Origin of the sequence: Enterobacter sp. DN (genome assembly GCF_046054285.1) — a bacterium.
In the GTDB taxonomy this organism is placed as follows: Bacteria; Pseudomonadota; Gammaproteobacteria; order Enterobacterales; family Enterobacteriaceae; genus Enterobacter; species Enterobacter hormaechei_C.
On the sequence record NZ_JBJJTG010000001.1, the window covers coordinates 206,270 to 230,505 of the forward strand.

The following is a 24,236-nucleotide window of genomic DNA, read 5'->3' on the forward strand; positions in this document are numbered from 1 at the left end:
CATGCAGCGACACCACGCCCCGTACCGCGCCGATGTAGTCGGCAGTTTTTTACGCCCGGATTCTGTTAAACAGGCCCGTCTGCAATTCGCCAGCGGTGAGATCGATGCCGGTCAGCTTCGCGCGGTTGAGGACGAGGCCATTCGCCATGTTGTCAAGCAGCAGTGCGCCTGCGGTCTGCATGTGGTAACGGACGGTGAATTCCGCCGCGCCTGGTGGCACTTTGACTTCTTTGACGGGCTACAGGGCGTAGAGCGTTATGATTCGCAGCAGGGCATTCAGTTCAACGGGGTGCAGACCAAAGCCCATGGCGTGCGCGTAACGGGCAAACTGGGCTTCGGCGATCATCCTATGCTGGAAGATTTCCGCTACCTCAAAAGCATCAGCGGTAACGCACAGCCGAAGATGACCATTCCGAGCCCGAGCGTGCTGCACTTCCGCGGTGGCCGCAAGGATATTGATGCCACGGTATACCCGGATCTGAAAGATTACTTTGACGATCTGGCGACCACCTGGCGCGATGCCATTCGGGCCTTTTACGATGCAGGCTGCCGCTATCTGCAACTGGATGATACCGTCTGGGCCTACCTTTGTTCAGAAGACCAGCGCCGGCAGATCCGCGAGCGCGGTGATGATGCAGACGAACTTGCCCGAACCTATGCCCGGGTGCTGAATAAGGCGCTGGAGGGCAAACCGGACGATCTGACCATTGGGCTACACGTTTGCCGCGGCAACTTCCGCTCAACCTGGATTTCCGAAGGCGGCTATGAGCCGGTGGCGGAGGTGCTGTTCGGTACGGTGAACGTCGACGCGTTCTTCCTGGAGTACGACAACGACCGTAGCGGCGACTTTGCGCCACTGCGTTTTGTGCGCCCGGGTAAACAGCAGGTGGTTCTGGGGCTAATCACCACCAAGCACGGTGAACTGGAGAACCCGGAAGGGGTGAAAGCGCGTCTGGAAGAGGCCGCGCGCTACGTGGCGAAAGAGCAGATTTGCCTCAGCCCACAGTGCGGATTTGCCTCCACGGAAGAGGGTAACAGCCTGAGCGAAGCCCAGCAGTGGGATAAAGTTCGCCTGGTGACGCAAATCGCCAGCGACGTCTGGTAACATCGTTCACAGCGCTGCATTATTACAGTGCAGCGCTGTACCATTCTGAGTCGTTTCCCGTAGATCCTCTCTTCGAACCCGTTTAAATCCTGCCTCTGCAACCTGGCACCCTTTTTGCTCTCCTGAAACTGACGTTACTTTTTCTGCGTCCGGGCGGTAACGGACGTCTTCGCACAGCTTTCTTTTTCAGGAGTGAAAATATGCACCGTCGTACCTTTATAAAAGCGTTCGCCTTGTCCGCCTCCGTGGTCGCCATGGGGGTCAGTTTTGGCGTCCAGGCCGCAGAGACCATTAAAGTCGGGATCATGCACTCACTCTCCGGCACGATGGCCATTTCAGAAACGCCCCTGAAAGATGTCGCCCTGATGACCATCGACGAAATCAACGCCAAAGGCGGCGTGCTCGGGAAAAAGCTGGAGCCGGTGGTGGTTGACCCGGCATCCAACTGGCCGCTGTTTGCCGAAAAGGCCCGCCAGCTTCTGAGCCAGGATAAGGTCGCCGTGGTGTTTGGCTGCTGGACCTCCGTATCGCGTAAATCAGTTCTGCCGGTTTTTGAAGAGCTGAACGGTTTGCTGTTCTATCCGGTGCAGTATGAAGGTGAAGAGATGTCACCTAACGTCTTCTATACCGGCGCGGCGCCTAACCAGCAGGCGATCCCGGCGGTGGAGTACCTGATGAGCGAGGACGGCGGCAGCGCGAAACGCTTCTTCCTGCTGGGAACGGACTACGTTTACCCGCGCACCACGAACAAGATCCTGCGCGCCTTCCTGCACTCGAAAGGCGTGGAAGATAAAGATATTGAAGAGGTCTACACCCCGTTTGGTCATAGCGATTACCAGACCATCGTCGCCAGTATCAAGAAATTCTCCGCGGGCGGTAAAACGGCAGTGGTCTCCACCATCAACGGTGATTCCAACGTGCCTTTCTATAAAGAGCTGGCGAACCAGGGGCTGAAAGCCACGGACGTGCCGGTGGTGGCGTTCTCGGTGGGCGAGGAGGAACTGCGCGGCATTGATACCAAACCGCTGGTGGGTAACCTGGCGGCGTGGAACTACTTTGAATCCGTCGATAACCCGACCAACCAGACCTTTGTCGCGGCCTACAAAGCCTACGCGAAAGCCCATAAGCTGCCGAATGCCGATACCGTCGTCACCAACGATCCGATGGAAGCGACCTATGTCGGCCTGCATATGTGGGCGCAGGCGGTTGAAAAAGCGGGGACAACCGACGTGGACAAGGTGCGCGCGGCAATGGCGGGCCAGTCGTTCAACGCGCCGTCCGGCTTTACGCTGACCATGGATGCCACCAACCACCACCTGCATAAGCCCGTCATGATTGGTGAAATCGAAGGCAACGGCCAGTTCAATGTCGTCTGGCAAACCGAACAGCCGGTACGCGCTCAGCCGTGGAGCCCGTTTATCGCCGGGAATGACAAAAAACCTGACCAGCCGATGAAAACCGCCAGCAACTAAGCCACCACCAGGGAGAGACGTCATGAACGCCATGCGCATAATTATTGCGATTGTGTGGCTTACCGGACTGCTGCCAGGGATGGTGCAGGCATCGGATGCCGATGATTTCGTTGCCGCTAGCCGCAGCCAGCAGACCGCCATGCTGACCCGCTGGGCAGCCACGCCGGAACCTGCACGTTTGCCGCTGCTTAAAGCGCTGCAACAGGAGAACCTCTACACCGACAGCCAGAAGAAGGCTTTTACCCGCATCGACGGCGAAATGGTTGCCCTGGGCGCGGCAAAGAGCGCCGAAGGAACGACCAAAGCCGTGCGGCTGACCAACCGGCTGCGCGTGTTAACCGTCACGGCGCTGGCGACGCATCAGCTTGTCAGTGACAGTGTCACCGAAAGGCGTCATGCCGCGCGGCAACTTCAGCGTGATGCCCAGCCGGATATGCTCGGGTTTCTGCAACAGCGGGCTAACCGCGAAACGGACGACGTCACCCGACAGTCGCTGAGGCTGGCGCTGGCAAATCTTCAGCTGGCGAGTCCGCAGGCGGAAACGCGCCTCAACGCGGTTGAACTGTTGGGACAGTCTGACGATCCGGACGTTCAGGCCACGCTGACGCCGTTCACCCGGGCGCAAACCGAGCCGGACGCACGGGTACGTGCCGCCGCCGCTGAGAGCCTGGACCGTATTCAGCACCGGCTGATGTGGGGCGAACTGCTGGGGCAGGCCTTCATGGGCCTGTCGTTGGGGTCGGTACTCTTGCTGGCCGCGCTCGGGCTGGCTATCACCTATGGTCTGCTGGGGGTGATTAACATGGCCCACGGCGAAATGCTGATGCTCGGGGCGTATGCCACCTGGATGGTGCAGCAGGTTATGGCGCAGTGGATGCCTCAGTGGCTGGCGCTTTATCCGGTGGTGGCGCTGCCGGTGGCGTTTTGCCTGACGGCAGGTATCGGGATGGTGCTGGAGCGCACGGTGATCCGCCATCTGTATGGCCGCCCGCTGGAAACCCTGCTCGCCACCTGGGGGATCAGCCTGATGCTTATCCAGCTGGTGCGCATGACCTTTGGCGCTCAGAACCTTGAGGTCGCAAACCCGGCCTGGCTGTCCGGCGGGGTGCAGGTTTTCGCCAACCTGACGCTACCGTGGAACCGTATTGTGGTGCTTGGGTTTGTGCTGCTGGTGCTGTTCTTCACCTGGCTCATTCTAAATAAAACGCGTCTGGGGTTGAACGTGCGGGCGGTGACGCAAAACCGCAGCATGGCGGCCTGCTGCGGCGTCCCCACCGGACGGGTAGATATGCTGGCGTTTGGCCTCGGGTCCGGCATTGCCGGGCTGGGCGGCGTGGCATTGTCCCAACTGGGGAACGTGGGACCGGAGCTGGGCCAGGGATACATCATTGATTCGTTCCTGGTGGTGGTGCTCGGCGGCGTCGGCCAGCTGGCCGGTAGCGTCGCGGCGGCCTTTGGTCTGGGGATCTTCAATAAAATTCTTGAACCGCAGATGGGCGCCGTGCTGGGCAAAATCCTGATTCTGGTGGCGATCATTCTGTTTATTCAGAAACGTCCGCAGGGGTTATTCGCACTTAAAGGGAGGGTGACAGACTGATGAGCCAGCCATTGACCTTAACACTGGCGCGCAGGGCACCGCGCTCCACGCAAATCTTCGGCAGTCTGCTGGTTGCGGCGCTGCTGGTGCTGCCTTTTCTCGCGCTGTTGCCCGCAACGCATCCGCTGGCCGTTTCTACGTGGATGTTGACGCTCATCGGCAAGATCCTCTGCTACGCAGTTGTCGCCGTGGCCCTCGATCTGGTCTGGGGCTATGCCGGTATGCTCTCACTGGGGCACGGCATATTCTTCGCCCTGGGCGGCTATGCGATGGGCATGTACCTGATGCGCCAGGCGGCCGGGGACGGGCTGCCCGCGTTTATGTCGTTTCTCTCGTGGAGCGAGCTGCCCTGGTTCTGGTGGGGAACGCAGCATTTTGCCTGGGCTCTGGTGTTAATTGTGACGATCCCCGGCCTGCTGGCGCTGGTCTTCGGCTGGTTTGCTTTTCGCTCGAAGATCAAAGGGGTCTATTTCTCCATCATGACCCAGGCGCTGACCTACGCGGGCATGCTGCTGTTCTTTCGCAACGAAACCGGCTTTGGCGGCAATAACGGCTTTACCGGCTTTGCCACGCTGCTCGGGTTTCCCGTCACGGCGACCACCACGCGGATCGCGCTGTTTCTCGCAACGGTCGTGCTGCTGCTTCTGGCCCTGGGCACAGGCTACGCGCTGGCGAAGAGTAAATTTGGCCGCATTTTAACGGCGGTGCGCGATGCGGAAAACCGTCTCACGTTCTGCGGCTACGATCCGCGCGGTTTCAAGCTGCTGGTCTGGACGCTTTCCGCCGTGCTGTGTGGCCTGGCGGGAGCGCTGTACGTTCCGCAGGTGGGCATTATCAACCCGGGTGAAATGTCGCCGACCAACTCGATTGAAGCGGCCATCTGGGTAGCGCTGGGTGGACGCGGCACTCTGGTGGGCCCGGTGATTGGCGCGGCGCTGGTCAACGGTGCGAAGAGCTTTTTCACCGTGGCGATGCCGGAGTACTGGCAGCTGTTTCTGGGGCTGATTTTCATCGCCGTGACGCTGTTTTTACCGCGCGGCGTGTTCGGTCTGTTTCGTAAGGGAGAGAATTAATGCAGCCCTCTGAAGGACTCTTTACCCGCCAGCTACCGGGCGACCGTTACCGCGAACAGACCGATCCGGTGTTGCAGCTCGAGGCCATTAACGTCAGTTTCGACGGTTTTCAGGCGTTGACCGATCTCTCGCTGAACATCGGCGTCGGAGAATTGCGCTGCATCATTGGCCCTAATGGCGCCGGTAAAACCACGCTGATGGACGTGATTACCGGCAAAACCCGGCCAAAAAGCGGGAAAGCTATTTACGATCAGTCCATCGATCTGACTGCCCTGGAACCGGCGGCCATCGCCCGTCAGGGCATTGGCCGTAAGTTCCAGAAGCCGACCGTGTTTGAAGCGCTGACCGTAGGGGAAAACCTCGAAATCGCCATGAAAGCCGACAGGTCCGTCTGGGCGAGCCTGCGGGCCACGCTCAGCGGCGAGCAGCGCGACCGCATTGATGAGATGCTGGTTTTGCTGCGGCTTGGCAGCGAGCGCGATCGCCGTGCCGGGCTGCTTTCCCACGGACAGAAGCAGTTTCTGGAGATCGGCATGCTGCTGGTGCAGGACCCGCATCTGTTACTGCTGGACGAACCCGCTGCCGGTATGACCGACGCAGAGACGGAATACACTGCCGAGCTATTCCGAACCCTGGCAGGCAAGCATTCGCTGATGGTGGTTGAGCACGATATGGGTTTCGTCGAGACCATCGCCGACAACGTCACGGTGCTGCATCAGGGGCGGGTACTGGCGGAAGGTTCGCTTCGCGAGGTACAGGCCAATGAACAGGTAATTGACGTCTATCTGGGACGTTAAGGAGAGGTGATGTTACAGGTTAGCGAACTGAATCAGTACTACGGCGGAAGTCATATTCTGCGCGGGGTGAGCTTTGAGGCGGTCGTCGGGGAAGTTACCTGCCTGCTGGGGCGCAACGGGGTGGGCAAAACCACGCTGCTGAGGTGCCTGATGGGGCTGATCCCGGTGAAAGGCGGGGAGGTGGTCTGGCAGGGAAAGAGCATCACTCACAGTAAACCGCACCAGCGGGTGCAGTCCGGCGTGGCCTATGTTCCGCAGGGGCGGGAGATTTTTCCGCGTCTGACCGTAGAAGAAAACCTGCTGATGGGGCTGTCACGCTTCTCCGCGGGAAACGCAAGGAGCGTACCGGAGGAGATTTGGCAGCTTTTCCCGGTGCTGAAGGAGATGAAGCACCGACGCGGAGGCGATCTTTCCGGTGGTCAGCAGCAGCAGCTGGCGATAGGTCGCGCGCTGGCGAGCCGTCCACGGTTACTGATTCTGGATGAACCCACGGAAGGTATTCAGCCGTCGGTGATTAAAGAGATTGGGCAGGTGATCCGCAGCCTGGCGAACCGGGGGGATATGGCCATCCTGCTGGTGGAGCAGTTTTATGATTTTGCGGCAGAGCTGGCCGACAGCTATCTGGTGATGTCGCGCGGCAGCATCGTCCAGCAGGGGCGCGGGGAGAACATGGAGCAGGAGGGCGTTCGCGGGCTGGTTGCGATCTGAAATGTTATAATATAACATCCTCATTCTTATAAAACGGAATGAGGATTTTGCTGTGGCTGCACAACTTGCAAAAATTGCGCTGACTCTGGGAACGCTGCTGGTAAGCGGCTCGCTTTTTGCCCATTCGCACGGTCATCAGATGACAGAGGCGGAACAGAAGGCGGCAAACGGCGTCTTTGAGGATAAAGACGTCAGGGACAGGATGCTGTCTGACTGGGACGGGACCTGGCAGTCCGTTTATCCGTTCCTGCTTGATGGTTCGCTGGATCCGGTTTTCGAAAAGAAAGCGCAGAAGGGAGAAAAATCCGCTGCCGAGGTGAAGGCCTACTACCGTAAGGGGTACGCGACGGACGTGGACGCCATCGGCATTGAAAACAACGTGATGGAATTCCACCGAGGCAAAACGGTGAGCAGCTGCCGCTACGACTACAGCGGCTACAAAATTCTGACCTATGCGTCGGGGAAAAAAGGCGTGCGCTACCTGTTTGAATGCAAGGATAACGCGAGCCAGGCGCCTAAGTTTGTGCAGTTCAGCGACCATATCATCGGGCCGAAAGCCTCTTCACACTTCCATATCTTTATGGGCAACACCTCCCACGAGGCGCTGCTGAAAGAGATGGATAACTGGCCGACCTACTACCCGAATGAGATGTACAAAGAGCAGGTGGTGGAGGAGATGTTGCACCACTAGGGTGTTGGTTTTGCCGGGTGACGGCTTCGCCTTACCCGGCTTACGATTAGGGTTTTGTCGGTCGGGTAAGCGCAGCGCCACCCGACACGCTATCTTCACTTTTCACGCGCATCCCGCGCAATATCATCAGCCACGCCGCAATGATGGCGGCCATCATAATGATAAATAATGACCAGTGCGGTAGATGGGTCAGGATGAGCCCGGTGATCATCGGGTTCGCCGCCGCGCCGAGCCAGCCCAGCGCCTGGGCGGAGAAATAGCTCGCCTTCATGCCCGGCGGGGCGATATTGTCGATCAGCATGTATTCACCCGGTGCATAAATAATTTCACCCAGGGTGAAAATCGCCGCCGCGATCCCCCAGTAAATCAGGTTCTCGCCGGAAAGCATAAACCCGCCCAACCCGAGGATGAAAAAAAGCGTCGCGGCGGTCATTAACGGACGAATATTGCTGGCGGTGATCTTACGTCCAAGCGCGTATTGCAGGGTGACGACCACCGCCGCGTTGACGGGCAGCACAACGGCCACCACCTTTTCTGCGAAATCACTGTCCGCATGTGCGGCGAGGACATACTGGGAAATGCAGGTGGCGAACGATCCACCCACATACGACGCCAGCAGGCCGGAGAGCGTGTACCAGAACAGCGCCCGGTCTTTCAGCAGCACCGAGGGCTGCCACGGCATTTTCTCCTCAGGGCTGTCTGAGGCTATGCTTTTCTGCACAAAGAAATGGATAAACCCGAGCGGCAGTGCGGCGCAGAAGGCGGCCAGCCAGAACGGCAGTTGCAGGCTGTACATCACCAGCAGGGTGCCGATCGGCGGCCCGATCGTCCAGCCAATGTTCAGGAAACTGTAGTTGAGTGAGAAAACGCGCGCCTTTTCGCTGGAGGTCAGCACGTCGGCAAACCATGCTTTCAGCACCGTTGAGAAGACGGAATAGGCGCAGTTAATCAGGGCAAAGAACAGCACCACCAGCGTCACGTTATTCACCAGCGGAATAGCCACAAACCCGGCGATAAAGGCCACGATGGCGATCAGCATATAGCGTTTTTTATCGAACTTATCCGCCAGGATGCCAAACCCCAGGCTAAACACCACGCCAATGGTCAACGCCACGGTAAGGGCATAGCCAATATTCTCCACGCTCATATCGTACACGCGTGTGAGATATATGGTCATAAAGGGCAGCGTTGCCCCGCGGCCAATTGTTAATAACAATGACGATGCCAGCAGCGCTGCGGTTGAGCGCCTGATTGATGGTTTCATTTTCCTGCCCGACAAATGCTTATGCTTTTTTTGTTGTGTTATTACAGGATTATCATGGGATCGGCAGCTTGTATAGCACCCAATTTATCCGCAGGTGCTTCTCTCCAGTACCAGAATTAATGATCTTCTCGCGGGGCTATTTTTTCTGTTACCTTGAAGTGTTTACAAAATTTTAATAATTCAGGGGCGGAAAATGACGCGGAAAGACGGGCTGTTAGCGTTGCTGGTTGTCGTGGTGTGGGGACTCAATTTTGTGGTCATCAAAATGGGGTTGCACAACATGCCTCCACTGATGCTGGCGGGGCTGCGCTTCCTGCTGGTGGCCTTCCCGGCGCTGCTGTTCGTTGCCCGCCCGAAAATTCCCCTTAAGCTGCTGCTGGGCTACGGCCTTACCATCAGCTTTGGTCAGTTTGCGTTTCTTTTTTGCGCCATCAAATTCGGTATGCCTGCGGGCCTGGCTTCGCTGGTGCTTCAGGTGCAGGCGTTCTTTACCATCATTCTCGGCGCATTTGTCTTCGGCGAACGCTTGCAGGGCAAGCAGCTGGCGGGTATTAGCCTTGCGGTCTTTGGCGTGCTGGTGCTGATTGAAGGCAGCCTCAACGGTCAGCATGTCGCGCTGCTGGGCTTTATGCTCACCCTGGCGGCGGGGCTGAGCTGGGCGTGCGGCAATATCTTTAACAAACTGATAATGCAGCACGAGACGCGTCCGCCGGTCTTATCGCTGGTGGTCTGGAGCGCATTGATCCCAATCGTGCCGTTTATGGCCGCGTCGTTTATTCTGGATGGTCCGCAGGCGATGTTGAAAAGCCTGGTGGAGATCGACCTGACGACGATTTTGTCGCTGATCTACCTGGCGTTAGTCGCCTCAATCATTGGCTATGGTATCTGGGGATCGCTGCTCGGACGCTATGAAACCTGGCGTGTGGCGCCGTTATCGCTGCTGGTACCGGTGGTCGGGCTTGCCAGCGCCGCACTGTTGCTGGATGAAACGCTCAGCGCGCTGCAACTGTGTGGCGCAGGGCTGATTATGGCCGGGCTGTATATCAACGTCTTTGGCTTGCGGGTGCGTCGGGCAACGCGGGTGCGGGGTTAAGGCAGAAAAAAGCCCCGCATTAGCGGGGCAAAAACGAATTACAGGTCGTGGTTGTAATACGGCACGCCTAATTCGTCGGATTTGTCGCTGCCAGCGCCCATGTGATTGAAGTCCCAGGGCGACTGGTTTTGCGTGGACGGCATAATCATGGTGTCACGATTATTTTGCTGCCCCGCATTGGGGGTTTGCTCCGCGAAGCTCTGGCCGGAAACCAGCACCAGCAAGGTGAGGGCGGCGGAGGCGATAAATTTCATGATTTCCTCGGTTACGTCTTAACAGGCGATGATTAACTGCAATGTTTTAGCGGATACAGATAACGGGATTCACCCGGCATACTGGTAATACGGTACTTATGAGGCGGCACGTCAAAGTAGTTCTTGAACGTACGCGTCAGGGTCTGTTGCGATTCAAATCCGTAGCGTTCCGCCAGATAGAGGATCGGCTCATTGCTTTCTTTCAGTTTTTGGGCAATCTCCGTCAGCTTGCGGCTGCGAATATATTGTCCTAATGAATGGCCGGTCTCTTTTTTAAACATCCGTTGCAGGTGCCATTTTGAGTAACCTGAACGCTCAGACACTTTCTCAAGAGAGAGTGGAGATTCCAGGTTATCTTCGATCCAGTCCAAAATGCTATGAATGGTGATAGCGTCAGTATTGCGTCTGGACATCGTCATACCTCTTTTTCTGTTTACGGCAGGATTTTCTTGAGTAAGAGCTCAAGCGTTGCCACTTCATCTGCCGATAAGTTTTTTGTCAGTTCCTGGTGCAGTGTTTGTCCTACTAATTGATGACATTGCTCACACATGGCCGCGCCATCGCTGGTCAGTTTCACCAGTACGCCACGTTTGTCATTCGGGTTAGGGCTTCGTTCTATCCATCCTTTACAGACGAGACGATCCAGCATGCGGGTTAACGCACCCAGATCGACAGAGAGCACCTTTTTCAGCTCAACCGGCGTGATACACACTTCGCAGCGAATGGAACACAGCACTTTGAACTGTGTTGCGGTGATATCCAGCGGTGACAGATAGTCATTGAGCAGGCGATCTTTTTTCTGGTTAACCATATGAATAAGACGACCCAGTGGGATTATGTCGTTAAAGAGGTCACTGGTGCTTTTCACAATGGTTGCCCTGGCAAGTAGTTTAGTCACGGCAGATATTATTGCTCAGGCAAGTATAAGTCAACTGAATGAATCGGCCGATGCCACGAAATGCTAAAACGCTTCAGGAACTTATTCTGTACGCTTTTAAATCATACAGATAATCTGGGGTTATGAATTACGCGAGACAATTATGGTTACGCTGTCGGATGGCTCCGGACGAGGATTTGCCCCTATAATTGCGATGTTGAATAAGGATAAGGACTGCGGTGCATTATGTTGGATTTGATTAAAGCAGTGGGGCTTGGACTGGTGGTGTTGCTGCCGCTGGCGAACCCGTTAACGACGGTGGCGCTTTTTCTGGGGCTGGCGGGGAACATGAACAGCGCAGAGCGCAATCAGCAGTCGATGATGGCCTCTGTCTATGTCTTTGCCATAATGATGGTGGCTTATTACGCCGGGCAACTGGTGATGAATACCTTTGGTATTTCGATTCCCGGTCTGCGTATTGCTGGCGGGCTGATTGTGGCCTTTATTGGTTTCCGGATGCTGTTCCCGGCGCACAAAGCGCACGAATCCCCGGAAGCCAAAAGCAAATCGGAGGAGCTTGAAAGCGAACCGAGCGCCAACATCGCGTTTGTGCCGTTAGCCATGCCGAGCACGGCGGGGCCGGGGACGATTGCGATGATCATCAGTTCCGCCTCAACGGTGCGTGATGGGTCGACATTTCCGCACTGGGTTATCACCGTTGCGCCGCCGATCATTTTTGCGCTTATCGCCATTATCGTCTGGGGATCATTGCGCAGCTCCGGGGCGATTATGCGCTGGGTGGGCAAGGGGGGGATTGAAGCTATCTCCCGACTGATGGGTTTTCTGCTGGTCTGTATGGGCGTGCAGTTTATTATTAACGGCGTGCTGGAGATTGTTAAGACGTATCATTGAGAACGTTGCCGGGTGGCGGCTTCGCCTTACCCGGCCTACTCGCAATGGTTATAATTCTTATGAATATAAATACATTCTGAAAATCGAATTTTTTCTGCATTAATATAATCCACTGCCTTGCTGTGTATTACCGCTTAAAGTAACGTTCAGCACTCATTTCTTTTCGGGTTATAGACATGCGAGCAAAATATTCATTTATCGCAGTGAGCACACTGCTTTTTTCATTAAATGCCTATGCTGGGTTGTTTGATTCCACGCCAGATTTCAAATGCGGTCGCGATGATGCCATCTCTGCTGCTCAGTCAAAAATAAGAGATGATGCAGTCAGTAAGTTACAGGTAGCTTATCTCGCTAACCCCTCGGATTTCTACGGTAAACCGCTCAAGGACTACATTGCAAAAGCTAATGAAATCGCAATTGTAATGGCAAATGTCACAACAAAATCGTCTGATGACGAAGCGCAGGCGCGGAGCTGTAGCGCGACTGTCACGCTCACTGTGCCTTCTGAAATCATGGGTTACATTGCATCCTACCCTGACAGACTGAGACGTATAATTAACGATGGTGGAAAGGTGCTTAACAATAGCGTTCAATGGGACAAGTTTACCTACTCGTTATCGATGGCGGATAATGGAAAAGATATTTCAGTTTCATATGAATACAATAATAAAGATTATATCTCTGAATCAATAGCGGCGATGGCTACCCTCGCCATGAATAAAGATGAACTTCAAAAGGCTGAACTAAATAATAAATTAAATATTGCCGCGCGTAATTATTCTGATAGCGATCGCCAGTTAAACGAACTATGGAAGTATCTTCCTGATTCCGTCAAAGCTTCGATGAAAAAGGAGCAGAACATGTGGATCAATGAAAAAGCTAAAAAATGCGGCAAAATAAGCGATGCGTCTTCTGCAACCACTCCTCTGGCAACGAGAATCGGTATCTATGATTGTCAGACCAAAATGACAGATGAAAGATTCCGTTATCTTGGCGGTGATGATGAACACGGATATTAATGCTTCGTAGGCCGGGTAAGGCGAAGCCGCCACCCGGCATAACACACGTCAACCGTGGCTGGACTGTTCTTCCATCGCGACCGGCCATTTACGGAAGATAAGCACCGACCAGATCAGCGCGATCAGCGCCGGAATCGCCCCGAGATAACCAATGGCCGACATCGATACATGCAGGCTGATCTGATTTCCCACCAGCGCACCGGCTCCAATCCCCAGATTAAAAATCCCGGAGAAGAGCGACATCGCTACGTCCGTAGCGTCCGGGGCCAGCGCCAGCACTTTGACCTGCATTCCCAGACCAATAATCATGATTGCCACGCCCCAGAACAGACTGAGGATCGCCAGATGACTCTCGCTGCCTGCCGCAGGCATCAGTAACAGCAGACATGCCAGCAGCAGACCAATCGCACTGCTTACCAGCGCAGACGCGTGCTTATTGCCCAGCTTCCCGAACAGGATGCTGCCGATAATCCCCGCGCCGCCCAGGATCAGCAGCAGAACGGTGGCAAAGTTAGCGCTAAAGCCCGCCACAACCTGAACAAACGGCTCAATATAGCTGTAGGCCGTGTAATGGGCGGTCACCACAATCACGGTCAACAGATAGATGCTCATCAGCGCCGGTCGACGCATCAGCAGCGGCAGACTTTTCAGCGAGCCGGAGTGTTCGCTGGGCAGTTTTGGCAGCAGTTTGATCAGACACACCAGGGTGATCAGCGCCCCCATGCCGATGGCAAAGAAGGTGGTGCGCCAGCCGAAGTATTGTCCCACAATGCGCCCGATCGGCAGGCCTAACACCATCGCCAGCGCCGTACCGGTGGCAATCAGGCTCAGCGCCTGGGCGCGTTTTCCCGCCGGAGCCAGACGAATGGCGAGGGACGCGGTGATCGACCAGAAAACGGCATGGGCAAACGCGATGCCGACGCGGCTGATGACCAGCACGGTAAAGTTCCATGCCATAAATGACAGCACATGGCTGGCAATGAACACCAAAAACAGCCCAATCAGCAGCTTACGACGTTCCATCTGGCTGGTCAGCAGCATAAACGGCAGCGACATCAGCGCCACCACCCATGCATAGATGGTCAGCATAATGCCAACCTGTGCCGTTTCCATATGGAAGCTGGCGGCGATGTCGGACAGCAGCCCAACCGGAACAAATTCCGTGGTGTTGAAAATAAACGCTGCGATGGCGAGCGTGACCACGCGTAGCCACGCGACCCTGCGGGAAACCGTGTGTGTTGTCATAGGGATATCTGGGATTCGTTGCCTGAAAGATGAGGAGACGATCTTAAAGCCTTAAACGGCGAAAACTCAACCGTTATGTGATGTGAATCACAAAATTTACCTTCATGCAGCGGTAGCGAACGGGGTTGTTTTCATCGAAGATAAAGAACAACACAACAAAAACAGGCGGTAACACGATGCAGGAGATTGATTTTTATCTGGTAGATGCGTTCAGCGACAGGGCGTTCGGCGGCAATGCGGCGGCGGTGTGTCCGTTGGAAGCGTGGCTGCCGGATGAGACGCTGCTGAATATGGCGAAGCAGCATAATCAGTCAGAGACGGCGTTCTTTGTCCGAACGGATAACGGGTTTGAACTGCGCTGGTTTACCACGCAGGATGAAATTAACCTCTGCGGCCACGCAACCCTCGCGGCTTCTCACGTTATTTTCGAATACCTGGATTATCCGCATACGGAAATCACCTTCACCACGCGCTTTGTCGGCGAACTGACGGTACAACGCAGCGGCGACTGGCTGACGCTTAATTTCCCGGCGTGGTCAACCGAGGTGGTCGATACTCCACCAGCGGTGCTGTTCAGCGCGCTGGGCATTAACGCGGCAAAAGAGGTGCGTGTGGGGCGTGATTACCTGGTAGTGCTCGACAGCCAGCGGCAGGTGGAGGCGCTGACGCCGGATATCGCGGCCATGCTCCCGCTGGGGAAAATGGTCTGCGTTACGGCGCCGGGGGATGAGTATGATTTCGTCAGCCGCTTCTTCTGCCCGGGGGAAGGGGTGCCGGAGGATCCGGTGACGGGATCAGCTCACAGCATGCTGATCCCGTACTGGAGCGAAAAGCTCGGAAAAACGCAGATGTCGGCCCGCCAGGTCTCCTTGCGCGGCGGGGATCTGCGCTGCGAGCTGAAAGGCGACCGCGTGCTGATTGGCGGGCAGGCCACACTGTATATGAAGGGGAAAATCTTCCTTCGACTCCAGGATTACGGTCATCATTAAAAACTATGACGCCGGAATACAGGGCGGGCGGTATGTTGAACGAAAACGACAAGGAGCCTGCCATGTATTCTATTACCGCTGAATCCGCCCATCATCCAGATATTCTCGCCCTGATTACGGCGCTGGACCGTTATCAAAGCGTTCTCTATCCCGCGGAAAGTAATCATCTGCTGGATTTAACCGAACTGCCGGACGACTCGCTGATCCTGATGATTATTCGTGACACTCAGCTTAACGCCGTCGGGTGTGGCGCTGTCGTTTTGAACGGGGACGGGACCGGGGAAATGAAACGGGTCTATATTGACCCAACCCATCGCGGGCAACGGCTGGGTGATAAATTACTGGCGGCGCTGGAAGATGAAGCCCTCAGCCGCTGCTGCCACACCGTCCGGCTGGAGACGGGGATCAAACAACACGCCGCCATTCGTCTGTATCAACAGTGTGGATACGAACGGCGCGTCGCGTTTGCCCCCTACAACGAGGATCCGCTGAGCCTGTTTATGGAGAAGACGCTGGTGGCTGACGTTCGTTTAGCAGCCCTATAAACGCCTCAAGCTGGCGAGTCATCGCCCCGCGTCGCCACACCAGCCAGGTGGTGAGCCAGCGCCAGTTTTCCGCCAGCGGCCACGCCGCCACCTGATGATGCCCCGGCATGCTCTCCAGCATGGAGCGGGGCATTAGCGCAATGCCTGCCCCGGCAATCACGCAGGCGAGCATCCCGTGATAGGACTCCATCTCATGGATCCTTCCCGGCGTGACCCGGTCGGCATGAAACCAGCTCTCCAGATGACGCCGGTAAGAACAGTTGGCGCGAAAGGCATACACGTCGCTGCCGCTCACCTGCGTGGCTTTTGATACTTCTGCGTGACCCGCAGGGGTGACCAGCATCATCTCTTCCCGGTAAACCGGCATCCCTTCCAGTTCCGGGTGCGAGAGCGGCCCGTCGACAAAGGCGGCGCTGAGCGTCCCCTCAAGCACGCCGTCAATCATCGTACCGGAAGGCCCGGTGGACAACGCAAACTGAATGCGCGGATAGCGCTGGTTAAACCGCGCCAGACTTTCCGGAATGCGCACGGCGGCGGTACTTTCCAGCGCGCCGAGCGAGAATAATCCCTGCGGTTCATCCCCGGCGACGACCATTCGCGCTTCGTCAACCAGCGCCAGGATCTGCTTGCTGTAGCGCAAAAAATTGTGCCCGGCGGGGGAAAGCCGCAGGCGCTGATTCTCGCGAATAAACAGTTCCACGCCGAGATCCGCTTCTAGCTGTCGGATGCGGGTGGTGAGGTTTGACGGCACCCGGTGTACCTTCTGCGCCGCCTGGGTAATGCTGCCGGTCAGTGCGACGGCGTTAAACATCTCAAGCTGTGTTAAGTCCATACCGTTCTCGATTCGTGAATAAGGTGGTGAGTATTATTCATTTTTAAGAAATAGCAGAGTAGGCCACAATCAATCAACTGTTATTACGTGGAGAACATCATGACCTATTCATCTGCTACCCATGCCCACTCTGTCAACCCGGCTACCGGCGAAACGCTGGCTGCTTACCCGTGGGCAACGTCCGGTGACGTTGAGCGTGCCATTGCGCAGGCGGATACCGGTTTTCGTCAGTGGCGACGCGAAAGCGTGGCGCACCGGGCGCAAAAACTTCGCGATCTGGGTGCGGCGCTGCGTAGTCGTGCGGAAGAGATGGCGCAGACTATCTCCCGGGAGATGGGCAAGCCCATTGTGCAGGCGCGTGCGGAGGTGGCTAAATCCGCCAGCCTTTGCGACTGGTACGCTGAACACGGCCCGGCGATGCTGCACCCGGAATCTACCCAGGTCGATAATGCAGTGATTGAGTACCGCCCGCTGGGGCCGATTCTGGCTGTTATGCCGTGGAACTTTCCGCTCTGGCAGGTGCTGCGCGGTGCGGTGCCGATCCTGTTGGCAGGGAACAGCTATCTGCTTAAACATGCGCCAAATGTGCTCGGCTCGGCGGAGCTGATCGGGAAGGTGTTCGCGGATGCCGGTTTCCCGGAGGGGGTCTTTGGCTGGGTGAATGCGACGAATGACGGCGTCAGTCAGGCGATTAACGATCGTCGTATCGCGGCGGTGACCGTAACCGGCAGCGTTCGGGCTGGTGCGGCAATTGGCGCGCAGGCGGGCGCGGCGCTGAAGAAATGCGTGCTGGAGCTGGGCGGCTCCGATCCGTTTATCGTTCTGAACGATGCCGATCTGGATCTGGCCGTCAACGCGGCGGTGGCCGGACGTTATCAGAATACCGGGCAGGTTTGTGCGGCGGCGAAACGCTTTATTGTGGAAGCGGGCGTGGCGGACGCCTTTACCCAACGCTTTGTTGACGCGGTCAAGGCGCTGAAGATAGGCGCACCGGATGAGGAAGATAACTATATTGGCCCGATGGCGCGATTTGATCTTCGCGATGAACTGCATCAGCAGGTGCAGGCTACGCTGGCGGAAGGGGCGACCCTGCTGCTCGGCGGAGAGAAGCTTGCCGGGAGCGGAAACTATTATGCCCCAACCGTACTCGGCGGCGTCACCCCACAGATGACGGCCTTTCGTCAGGAGCTGTTTGGTCCGGTGGCGGCAATTACCATCGCGAACGATGCGGCGCACGCGTTGCAGCTGGCTAACGACAGCGATTTTGGCTTATCGGCGACGGTCTTTACCGCGAACGATGCGCTGGCTGAAACCTTCGCGCGTGAGCTGGAGTGCGGCGGGGTGTTTATCAACGGCTACAGCGCCAGCGATGCGCGCGTCGCGTTTGGCGGGGTGAAGAAGAGCGGCTTCGGGCGAGAGCTTTCTCATTTCGGTCTGCATGAGTTCTGTAATGTGCAGACGGTGTGGAAGGATCGCGTCTAGTCTTGTTGCCGGGTAAGGCCAGGCCGCTACCCGGCAGTTCACGTTTCCTGTCATTTTTGCGTAATGGTTCTGTCATTTTCGTTTCGTAGACTCGCTCGCGTCTAACGTATTGTTACAGAAGAAAATTATGAACCTAACGCAAATTTTTAGTCGTCTTGCGCCGCGCTTTATCCCTCGTCAGTTTGGCCTGCTGACCGGCATCTTTTGTATCATTGGCCTTTTCTCCGCCCTGCAACTCTCTTCCTCCTTCCTGCTGACCGCCTCCCTGAATGAAGCCCAGCGTAACGAACAGCGCAATCAGCTGGCCTGGCAGCAGCAGAGCAGGCTGGATCAGGCCCGTATTTCTCTGCTGGCGGCCAGCGATCTGCTCAACCGCTCCGGCGTGTACTTTATGCAGGATAAAGAGACCGGCTCGGAAGGAAGCTGGCATAGCCTGATGGACGAGGCGCAAAAATCCCTGGCGGCGTCACAGCAGGCATGGCAGGCCTGGCTCGCGCTTAATCCGCCGAAAGACAACGGGCTGGTTAACAGCTATCAGCTGTTTTTCGACGCCATCCGAGAGCAGGCGGAGGGGCTGGTGAAAACCAACAGCATCGACCTCTTTTTCGCCGTACCCGCCCAGGCGTTTCAGACCGATTTTAATGACAATTTCGCACGCTATCAGCAACGGAGTGAGAAGCAGACGATACAGGGGCGTCAGTCGCTCATGGAACAACTCTCAGGTCTGCAACGGCTGTTCCTGTTTGCGCCGCTGGTGCTACTGGCCATTGCCATAGCCGTCTGGTTCGGAATGGCGAAGTGGGTGATATCCCCGCTACGCCGTCTGATTATCCAGATTAACCAGCTTGCGGCAGGGGATTTGTCAGGCACGCCGCCTGACGTTGTGCGCTTTAACCGTGAAATCAGCCAGCTCAGCGGCAGTATTACCGCCATGCAGCGCGGGCTCCAGCAACTGGTGACCCAGGTCAGCGAGGCCACTACCTCCATGGTTGAAAATATCGGATCGCTTGCGCAGGGGAATCAGAAGCTTTATCAGCAGTCTACGCGACAGGCCAAAGAGCTGGAGGAGGTGACCGCACACATCGCCGATCTCGAAACCCACGTTGAGGGGAACACGGGTTATGCTAAACTCGCCCGCTCGCGCGCGGATGAAGCCCGACAGGCTGCCGCTGGTGGGGAGCAAATGATGTCAGCGGTGAATGGCTCGATGCAGACGATCGTCGACCGATCCTCAGAGATGCGCGGGATCGTCGCGATGATCGACAGCGTGGCGTTTCAGACCAACATTCTCGCCCTCAATGCTGCCATTGAAGCCGCCCATGCAGGAGAGCAGGGGCGCGGATTTGCGGTGGTTGCCCGGGAAGTGGGGCTGTTGGCCAGAAAAAGCAGTCACTCTACGCAAACCATCCAGGCGCTAATTAACCACTCGCTACAGGGCATTGAAGAAAGTTCTCAGGTGGTAAACCGTCTGGAAGAGAATTTGCAACAGGTCACCGGGCTGGTGGCGAATCTGAGCAGCCTGCTGAATGATATTTCGCTGGCTACCCTGAATCAGGGGGACAGCATTCATCAGATGACCCGTCAGCTTCAGGCGCTGAATCAGGTATCGCGTCGGACAGATGTGCTGGTTAGCGAAGCGTCAAATGCCTCTGAGCACCTGCATAAGCAGTCCGATCTTTTGTTGCAGGCCGTCTCGCGTTTTCGTCTCCCTGCCTGACGTGACGTATCAGCCTCTGTTATACTCGCTGCCCGTTTTAGCCTGAGGGCAAGGAGCAAAGTGTGGCTGCGGTCATCCATAATGAGATGCTGGACGAGATTCTGGCGCAGGTTCGTCCGTTACTGGGGCAGGGTAAGGTTGCCGATTACATTCCCGCGCTGGCTTCGATCAGCGGTAATAAGCTCGGTATCGCCATTTGTACTGTCGACGGTCAGCGTTTTCAGGCGGGAGACGCGCTTGAGCGCTTTTCGATTCAGTCGATCTCAAAAGTGCTTAGCCTCGTTGCCGCCATGCGCCAGTATGACGAGCAGGAGATCTGGCAGCGGGTGGGCAAAGATCCGTCCGGTCAGCCGTTCAACTCCCTTCTCCAGCTGGAAATCGAACAGGGTAAGCCGCGTAACCCGTTTATTAACGCCGGGGCGCTGGTGGTGTGCGATATGCTGCAAAGCCGGCTGAGCGCGCCGCGCCAGCGGATGCTCCAGATTGTGCGGCAGCTTTCCGGCGTGCAGGACATCGCCTACGATCCGGTGGTAGCGCGCTCTGAATTTGAACACTCTGCACGTAACGCCGCCATTGCCTGGCTGATGAAGTCCTTCGGCAACTTTCATAATGACGTCGCCACGGTGCTGCAAAACTATTTTCATTACTGCGCGCTGAAGATGAACTGCGTCGAACTGGCGCAGACTTTTCTGTTTCTGGCGCATCAGGGCCATGCCCCGCATCTGGGCGAGGACGTTGTCTCCCCGATGCAGGCCCGGCAGATCAACGCCTTAATGGCAACCAGCGGGATGTATCAGAATGCCGGGGAGTTTGCCTGGCGCGTGGGGCTGCCGGCTAAATCCGGCGTTGGCGGTGGGGTCGTGGCGATTGTCCCTCACGAGATGGCGATTGCCGTCTGGAGCCCGGAACTGGACGAGACCGGAAATTCACTGGCGGGCGTGGCGGCGCTGGAACAGCTGACCAAACGCCTTGGACGGTCCGTATACTGATGTCCACGTTAGATCCTCTGTTCGCGCGCCTGGCTCGCTCCACGTTCCGTTCACGATTTCATTTAGGGACGAAAGAGCGGCAATACTGCTGGGATAAGGGCGCGGAGACTATCGATAAGCATGCTGCTGATTTTGTCGCCGCGCGGCTGGCGCCTGCACACCCGGTGAATGACGGTAAGCAGACGCCAATGCGCGGCCATCCGGTTTTTATCGCCCAGCATGCCACGGCAACCTGCTGTCGGGGCTGTCTGGCTAAGTGGCACGCTATCCCGCAGGGCGTGCCGCTGAGTGCGCAGCAACAACAGTATATCGTCAACGTAATCCATCATTGGCTGGTCATAGAGGTAAATCGTGCCTCCTGAACTGACAATGTCTCTGTTTAAGCTACGCTTTTACTAATGCTCAGCGTCAGGAGACGTTATGAAGGCACCTCAAATTCCCGTGAATGAAGCGGAGCGCATGAATGCTCTGCGCGAGTCCGGTCTGCTTGAGATCGACAATTACCCTGCGTTTGATCGTCTTACGCGGCTGGCAACACGCTTTTTCAGGGTGCCGCTGGCGATGATTACGCTGGTGGATGACCACGCCGCGATCGTGAAGTCTGCCGACGGCCAGGTACCTGCCACCCAGCCTCGCGATCTCTCGTTTTGTGGTCATACGATCCTGGGTGACGCGCCGCTGGTGGTGAGTGACACGCTGCTGGACGAACGCTTTGCGGATAATCCGCAGGTGGTGGGAGATCCGGGCGTGCGCTTTTACGCCGGTTTCCCGCTGCGTTTACGTGACGGGGCGTGCGTGGGATCGTTGTGTCTTATTGATTACGCGCCTCGTGAGTTTACCGCGGCGGATGCCGCCGTACTGGCCGATCTCAGCGCGCTGGCAGAGGATGAATTTGCGGCCGTTAGCGCGGCCACAACCGATGAACTCACGGGGCTGTTTAACCGTCGCGGGTTTAACCAGTTTGCGCAGTTTGCACTGTCGGTTTCGCAGCGTCGGGCAGAACCCTTAACCCTTGGCTGGCTGGATCTGGACCATTTCAAATCGATTAACGATCGCTTCGGGCACCAGGAGGGCGACAAAGCCCTGAAAGCGATGGCCGCCCTGATGCGTTCCTCATTCCGCGAGGCCGATCTGCTGGTACGTTTCGGGGGAGATGAGTTCGCGGTACTGTTTGCGGATACCGATGAGCCTGGCGCCTGGATCGCGATGCAGTATCTTGTCGAACAAACGGAAAATTACAACGCGCGCCAGCTGCATCCCTGGTCGTTACAGTTCTCCTGGGGGTTAAGCGAGTTCGATCATCACCGTAACGATATGCAGGCGTGGTTAAAGCATGCGGATGCGCAGATGTACGCCATGAAGCGGCAACACCACGGCGAAAAATGACATAACGAAATCCTATGTCATCACTTATTGCGTTACAAAAATGTTAATAGCAAAGTGGAGAGATTCAACCTAAGGACGCACAATGAACTCTCCCATGCTGATTAAACCTCTCTCCCGGCAGGACATCCTCACCCACATCGATGCCCTGAACGATATTCTCATGAACTGTGTCAACGGCGGCGCCTCCGTCAGCTTTATGCTGCCTTTTTCTGCCGGGAAAGCCCAAACCTTCTGGGTCGGCGTCGCAGACAGCGTCGGGCGCGACGAGCGTACCGTCCTGGGCTGTTTTGATGCGGAGCAGGGGCTGGTTGGCACGGTCCAGCTGATCACCGATCAGCCTGAAAACCAGCCGCACCGTGCAGATGTTGCGAAATTGCTGGTTCATGAGAAAGCGCGCCGTAAAGGGGCGGCAATGGCGCTGATGGAAGCCCTGGAGGCGGTTGCACGTGAAAAAGCGCTTACGGTACTGGTGCTTGATACCTCAACCGGCAGCGGCGCGGAGACGTTTTACCAGAGAGCAGGCTGGCAAAAGGCGGGGGAGATCCCACGCTACGCCCTGATGCCGAACGGGGACATGACGGCGACCTCGGTGTTCTATAAATTTCTGTGATTATTTTTCACCATCGTGTCCTGAGTTGATCCAGACAGGGGTTCTGGTCCTGAAGTTTTGATAAGTTATCACACCAATCTTATCAGGCTGTATGACTAATAATCAAGGACCTCCATTGTGAACACACTCAACCGTCGTGATTTCCCCGGTGCGCGCTATCCTGAACGTATCATCCAGTTTGGCGAAGGTAACTTCCTGCGCGCGTTCGTTGACTGGCAAATCGACCTCTTAAACGAGCATACCAATCTCAATGCCGGTGTGGTGATTGTGCGGCCGATCCAGAGCGATTTTCCGCCGTCCCTGAGCACCCAGGATGGTCTGTATACAACGATTATTCGCGGTCTGAATGAGCAGGGGGAAGCGGTAAGCGATGCGCGTCTTATTCGTTCCGTGAATCGTGAAATCAGCGTCTACAGCCAGTACGATGAATTTCTGAAGCTCGCCCATAACCCGGACATGCGGTTTGTCTTCTCCAATACCACGGAGGCGGGGATCAGCTATCACGCGGGGGATAAGTTTGACGATGCGCCAGCTGTCAGCTATCCGGCCAAACTGACGCGTCTGCTGTTCGAGCGTTTTACCCACTTTAACGGGGCAGCGGATAAAGGCTGGATTATCATTCCTTGCGAACTCATCGACTACAACGGCGATGCCCTGCGTGAACTGGTGCTGCGCTATGCACAGGAGTGGGCGCTGCCGGCGGCATTCATTGCGTGGCTGAATGATGCTAACACTTTCTGTTCGACGCTGGTTGACCGCATTGTTACCGGCTATCCGCGTGATGAGGTGGCAGAGCTGGAAGCCGGGCTGGGCTATCACGACAGCTTCCTCGACACGGCGGAACATTTCTATCTGTTTGTTATTCAGGGGCCGAAATCACTTGCAGCTGAATTGCGCCTGGATAAATACCCACTCAACGTCCTGATTGTTGACGATATCAAACCGTATAAAGAGCGTAAGGTGGCGATCCTCAACGGCGCGCACACGGCGCTGGTTCCGGTCGCTTTTCAGGCCGGCCTGGATACGGTAGGGGAAGCCATGAACGACGCGGAAATTTGCGCGTTCGTAGAGAAGGCTATTTATGAGGAGATTATTCCGGTCCTTGATCTGCCGCGCGACGAGCTGCACTCCTTCGCCAGTGCCGTAACGGGGCGTTTCCGTAATCCGTACATTAAGCATCAGCTGCTGTCGATTGCCCTGAACGGGATGACCAAGTACCGCACCCGCATTCTGCCGCAACTGCTGGCAGGGCAGAAGGCGACCGGCAAACTGCCAGCACGCCTGACCTTTGCCCTGGCGGCGCTGATTGCGTTCTACCGCGCCGAACGCAACGGTGAGCCTTATCCGGTGCAGGACGATGCGCACTGGCTTGAACGTTACCAGCAATTGTGGACGCAACATCACGACAAACAGGTCACTACCCGTGAGCTGGTATCGTCGGTGTTAAGCGTGAGCGAGCACTGGGAGCAGGATCTGACTCAGGTGAACGGACTGGTAGAACAGGTTGCGCAGGATCTGGATGCGATTTTAAGCAAAGGCATGCGCGATGCGGTGAAACCGCTCTGCTAATCATGATGCC

Annotated in this window: 25 protein-coding genes; 19 read left to right on the forward strand and 6 right to left on the reverse strand. The window is 56.4% G+C overall.

What is annotated here, in order from left to right:
* The first annotated feature begins 1 nt into the window (after window position 1).
* The 7 genes from ACJTMZ_RS00920 (at window position 2) to zinT (ending at window position 7,443) form a co-directional block, all read left to right on the forward strand.
* Window positions 2-1,105, forward strand: coding sequence for a 5-methyltetrahydropteroyltriglutamate--homocysteine S-methyltransferase (locus ACJTMZ_RS00920; protein WP_252010593.1), 1,104 nt, complete (start codon window positions 2-4; stop codon window positions 1,103-1,105).
* Between the two features lie 200 nt (window positions 1,106-1,305).
* Window positions 1,306-2,577, forward strand: a complete 1,272-nt coding sequence (gene urtA / locus ACJTMZ_RS00925; protein ID WP_015570544.1) for an urea ABC transporter substrate-binding protein — start codon at window positions 1,306-1,308, stop codon at window positions 2,575-2,577.
* Between the two features lie 22 nt (window positions 2,578-2,599).
* Window positions 2,600-4,174, forward strand: coding sequence for an urea ABC transporter permease subunit UrtB (gene urtB, locus ACJTMZ_RS00930; protein WP_047747335.1), 1,575 nt, complete (start codon window positions 2,600-2,602; stop codon window positions 4,172-4,174).
* Window positions 4,174-5,247, forward strand: a complete 1,074-nt coding sequence (gene urtC / locus ACJTMZ_RS00935; protein WP_408626806.1) for an urea ABC transporter permease subunit UrtC — start codon at window positions 4,174-4,176, stop codon at window positions 5,245-5,247. The genes urtB and urtC overlap by 1 nt, the downstream gene beginning before the upstream one ends.
* Window positions 5,247-6,044, forward strand: coding sequence for an urea ABC transporter ATP-binding protein UrtD (gene urtD / locus ACJTMZ_RS00940; RefSeq protein WP_032653548.1), 798 nt, complete (start codon window positions 5,247-5,249; stop codon window positions 6,042-6,044). The genes urtC and urtD overlap by 1 nt, the downstream gene beginning before the upstream one ends.
* 9 nt (window positions 6,045-6,053) lie before the next feature.
* A complete protein-coding gene (urtE, locus tag ACJTMZ_RS00945) occupies window positions 6,054-6,752 on the forward strand; it encodes an urea ABC transporter ATP-binding subunit UrtE (protein ID WP_032103021.1) in 699 nt (232 codons plus the stop codon).
* 52 nt (window positions 6,753-6,804) lie between these two features.
* The gene (zinT, locus tag ACJTMZ_RS00950; RefSeq protein ID WP_252010595.1) at window positions 6,805-7,443 is read left to right on the forward strand and encodes a metal-binding protein ZinT; all 639 of its coding nucleotides are present in this window, start codon (window positions 6,805-6,807) and stop codon (window positions 7,441-7,443) included.
* 46 nt (window positions 7,444-7,489) lie between these two features.
* Here zinT and ydeE read toward each other — a convergent pair whose 3' ends face one another.
* A complete protein-coding gene (gene ydeE, locus ACJTMZ_RS00955) occupies window positions 7,490-8,707 on the reverse strand; it encodes an efflux MFS transporter YdeE (protein ID WP_017383985.1) in 1,218 nt (405 codons plus the stop codon).
* Window positions 8,708-8,900: 193 nt separating this feature from the next.
* Here ydeE and eamA point away from each other — a divergent pair, with 193 nt between their 5' ends.
* Complete coding sequence (gene eamA, locus ACJTMZ_RS00960) at window positions 8,901-9,800, forward strand: O-acetylserine/cysteine exporter (protein WP_017693436.1); 900 nt, start codon at window positions 8,901-8,903, stop codon at window positions 9,798-9,800.
* Between the two features lie 38 nt (window positions 9,801-9,838).
* Here eamA and marB read toward each other — a convergent pair whose 3' ends face one another.
* The 3 genes from marB to marR are packed head-to-tail and all read right to left on the reverse strand — an operon-like array spanning window position 9,839 to window position 10,922.
* Entirely contained in the window at window positions 9,839-10,054 is a 216-nt protein-coding gene (marB, locus tag ACJTMZ_RS00965; RefSeq protein ID WP_015570538.1) for a multiple antibiotic resistance protein MarB, read from the reverse strand.
* Between the two features lie 32 nt (window positions 10,055-10,086).
* Window positions 10,087-10,467: an MDR efflux pump AcrAB transcriptional activator MarA gene (gene marA, locus ACJTMZ_RS00970; protein WP_001303241.1), complete on the reverse strand. Its 381-nt coding sequence runs from the start codon at window positions 10,465-10,467 to the stop codon at window positions 10,087-10,089.
* A 20-nt stretch (window positions 10,468-10,487) separates the two neighbouring features.
* Complete coding sequence (marR, locus tag ACJTMZ_RS00975) at window positions 10,488-10,922, reverse strand: multiple antibiotic resistance transcriptional regulator MarR (RefSeq protein WP_017383983.1); 435 nt, start codon at window positions 10,920-10,922, stop codon at window positions 10,488-10,490.
* 255 nt (window positions 10,923-11,177) lie between these two features.
* On the opposite strand from marR, the gene ACJTMZ_RS00980 reads away from it, so the two are divergent.
* Complete coding sequence (locus tag ACJTMZ_RS00980) at window positions 11,178-11,843, forward strand: MarC family NAAT transporter (protein WP_003857180.1); 666 nt, start codon at window positions 11,178-11,180, stop codon at window positions 11,841-11,843.
* Window positions 11,844-12,019: 176 nt separating this feature from the next.
* A complete protein-coding gene (locus ACJTMZ_RS00985; protein WP_252010596.1) occupies window positions 12,020-12,862 on the forward strand; it encodes a lysozyme inhibitor LprI family protein in 843 nt (280 codons plus the stop codon).
* 48 nt (window positions 12,863-12,910) lie between these two features.
* Here ACJTMZ_RS00985 and ACJTMZ_RS00990 read toward each other — a convergent pair whose 3' ends face one another.
* Window positions 12,911-14,107: a sugar transporter gene (locus tag ACJTMZ_RS00990; RefSeq protein WP_163358507.1), complete on the reverse strand. Its 1,197-nt coding sequence runs from the start codon at window positions 14,105-14,107 to the stop codon at window positions 12,911-12,913.
* A gap of 176 nt (window positions 14,108-14,283) precedes the next feature.
* On the opposite strand from ACJTMZ_RS00990, the gene ACJTMZ_RS00995 reads away from it, so the two are divergent.
* Window positions 14,284-15,096 (forward strand): PhzF family phenazine biosynthesis protein, encoded by an 813-nt coding sequence (locus tag ACJTMZ_RS00995; RefSeq protein ID WP_015570534.1) that lies wholly within the window; start codon window positions 14,284-14,286, stop codon window positions 15,094-15,096.
* A 62-nt stretch (window positions 15,097-15,158) separates the two neighbouring features.
* Entirely contained in the window at window positions 15,159-15,641 is a 483-nt protein-coding gene (locus ACJTMZ_RS01000) for a GNAT family N-acetyltransferase (RefSeq protein WP_047056754.1), read from the forward strand.
* Here the strand turns inward: ACJTMZ_RS01000 and ptrR are convergent.
* On the reverse strand, window positions 15,595-16,473 hold the full coding sequence (ptrR, locus tag ACJTMZ_RS01005) for a putrescine utilization regulator PtrR (RefSeq protein ID WP_047741287.1): 879 nt from the start codon (window positions 16,471-16,473) through the stop codon (window positions 15,595-15,597). The genes ACJTMZ_RS01000 and ptrR overlap by 47 nt on opposite strands.
* Window positions 16,474-16,572: 99 nt before the next feature.
* On the opposite strand from ptrR, the gene sad reads away from it, so the two are divergent.
* The 7 genes from sad to ACJTMZ_RS01040 all read left to right on the forward strand — a co-directional run bounded on the left by sad (window position 16,573) and on the right by ACJTMZ_RS01040 (window position 24,226).
* On the forward strand, window positions 16,573-17,955 hold the full coding sequence (gene sad, locus ACJTMZ_RS01010; protein WP_047733356.1) for a succinate-semialdehyde dehydrogenase: 1,383 nt from the start codon (window positions 16,573-16,575) through the stop codon (window positions 17,953-17,955).
* A 127-nt stretch (window positions 17,956-18,082) separates the two neighbouring features.
* Entirely contained in the window at window positions 18,083-19,672 is a 1,590-nt protein-coding gene (locus ACJTMZ_RS01015; protein WP_230239186.1) for a methyl-accepting chemotaxis protein, read from the forward strand.
* 62 nt (window positions 19,673-19,734) lie between these two features.
* Window positions 19,735-20,661 (forward strand): glutaminase B, encoded by a 927-nt coding sequence (gene glsB, locus ACJTMZ_RS01020; protein WP_003857165.1) that lies wholly within the window; start codon window positions 19,735-19,737, stop codon window positions 20,659-20,661.
* Window positions 20,661-21,023 (forward strand): DUF4186 domain-containing protein, encoded by a 363-nt coding sequence (locus ACJTMZ_RS01025; protein ID WP_003857163.1) that lies wholly within the window; start codon window positions 20,661-20,663, stop codon window positions 21,021-21,023. The genes glsB and ACJTMZ_RS01025 overlap by 1 nt, the downstream gene beginning before the upstream one ends.
* A gap of 58 nt (window positions 21,024-21,081) precedes the next feature.
* Window positions 21,082-22,047 (forward strand): sensor domain-containing diguanylate cyclase, encoded by a 966-nt coding sequence (locus ACJTMZ_RS01030; RefSeq protein ID WP_047735373.1) that lies wholly within the window; start codon window positions 21,082-21,084, stop codon window positions 22,045-22,047.
* Window positions 22,048-22,129: 82 nt separating this feature from the next.
* Window positions 22,130-22,657 carry a GNAT family N-acetyltransferase gene (locus ACJTMZ_RS01035; RefSeq protein ID WP_047735375.1) on the forward strand — a complete coding sequence of 176 codons (528 nt, stop codon included), beginning with the start codon at window positions 22,130-22,132 and terminating at the stop codon, window positions 22,655-22,657.
* Between the two features lie 117 nt (window positions 22,658-22,774).
* Entirely contained in the window at window positions 22,775-24,226 is a 1,452-nt protein-coding gene (locus ACJTMZ_RS01040; RefSeq protein WP_047741284.1) for a tagaturonate reductase, read from the forward strand.
* Window positions 24,227-24,236 lie beyond the last annotated feature (10 nt).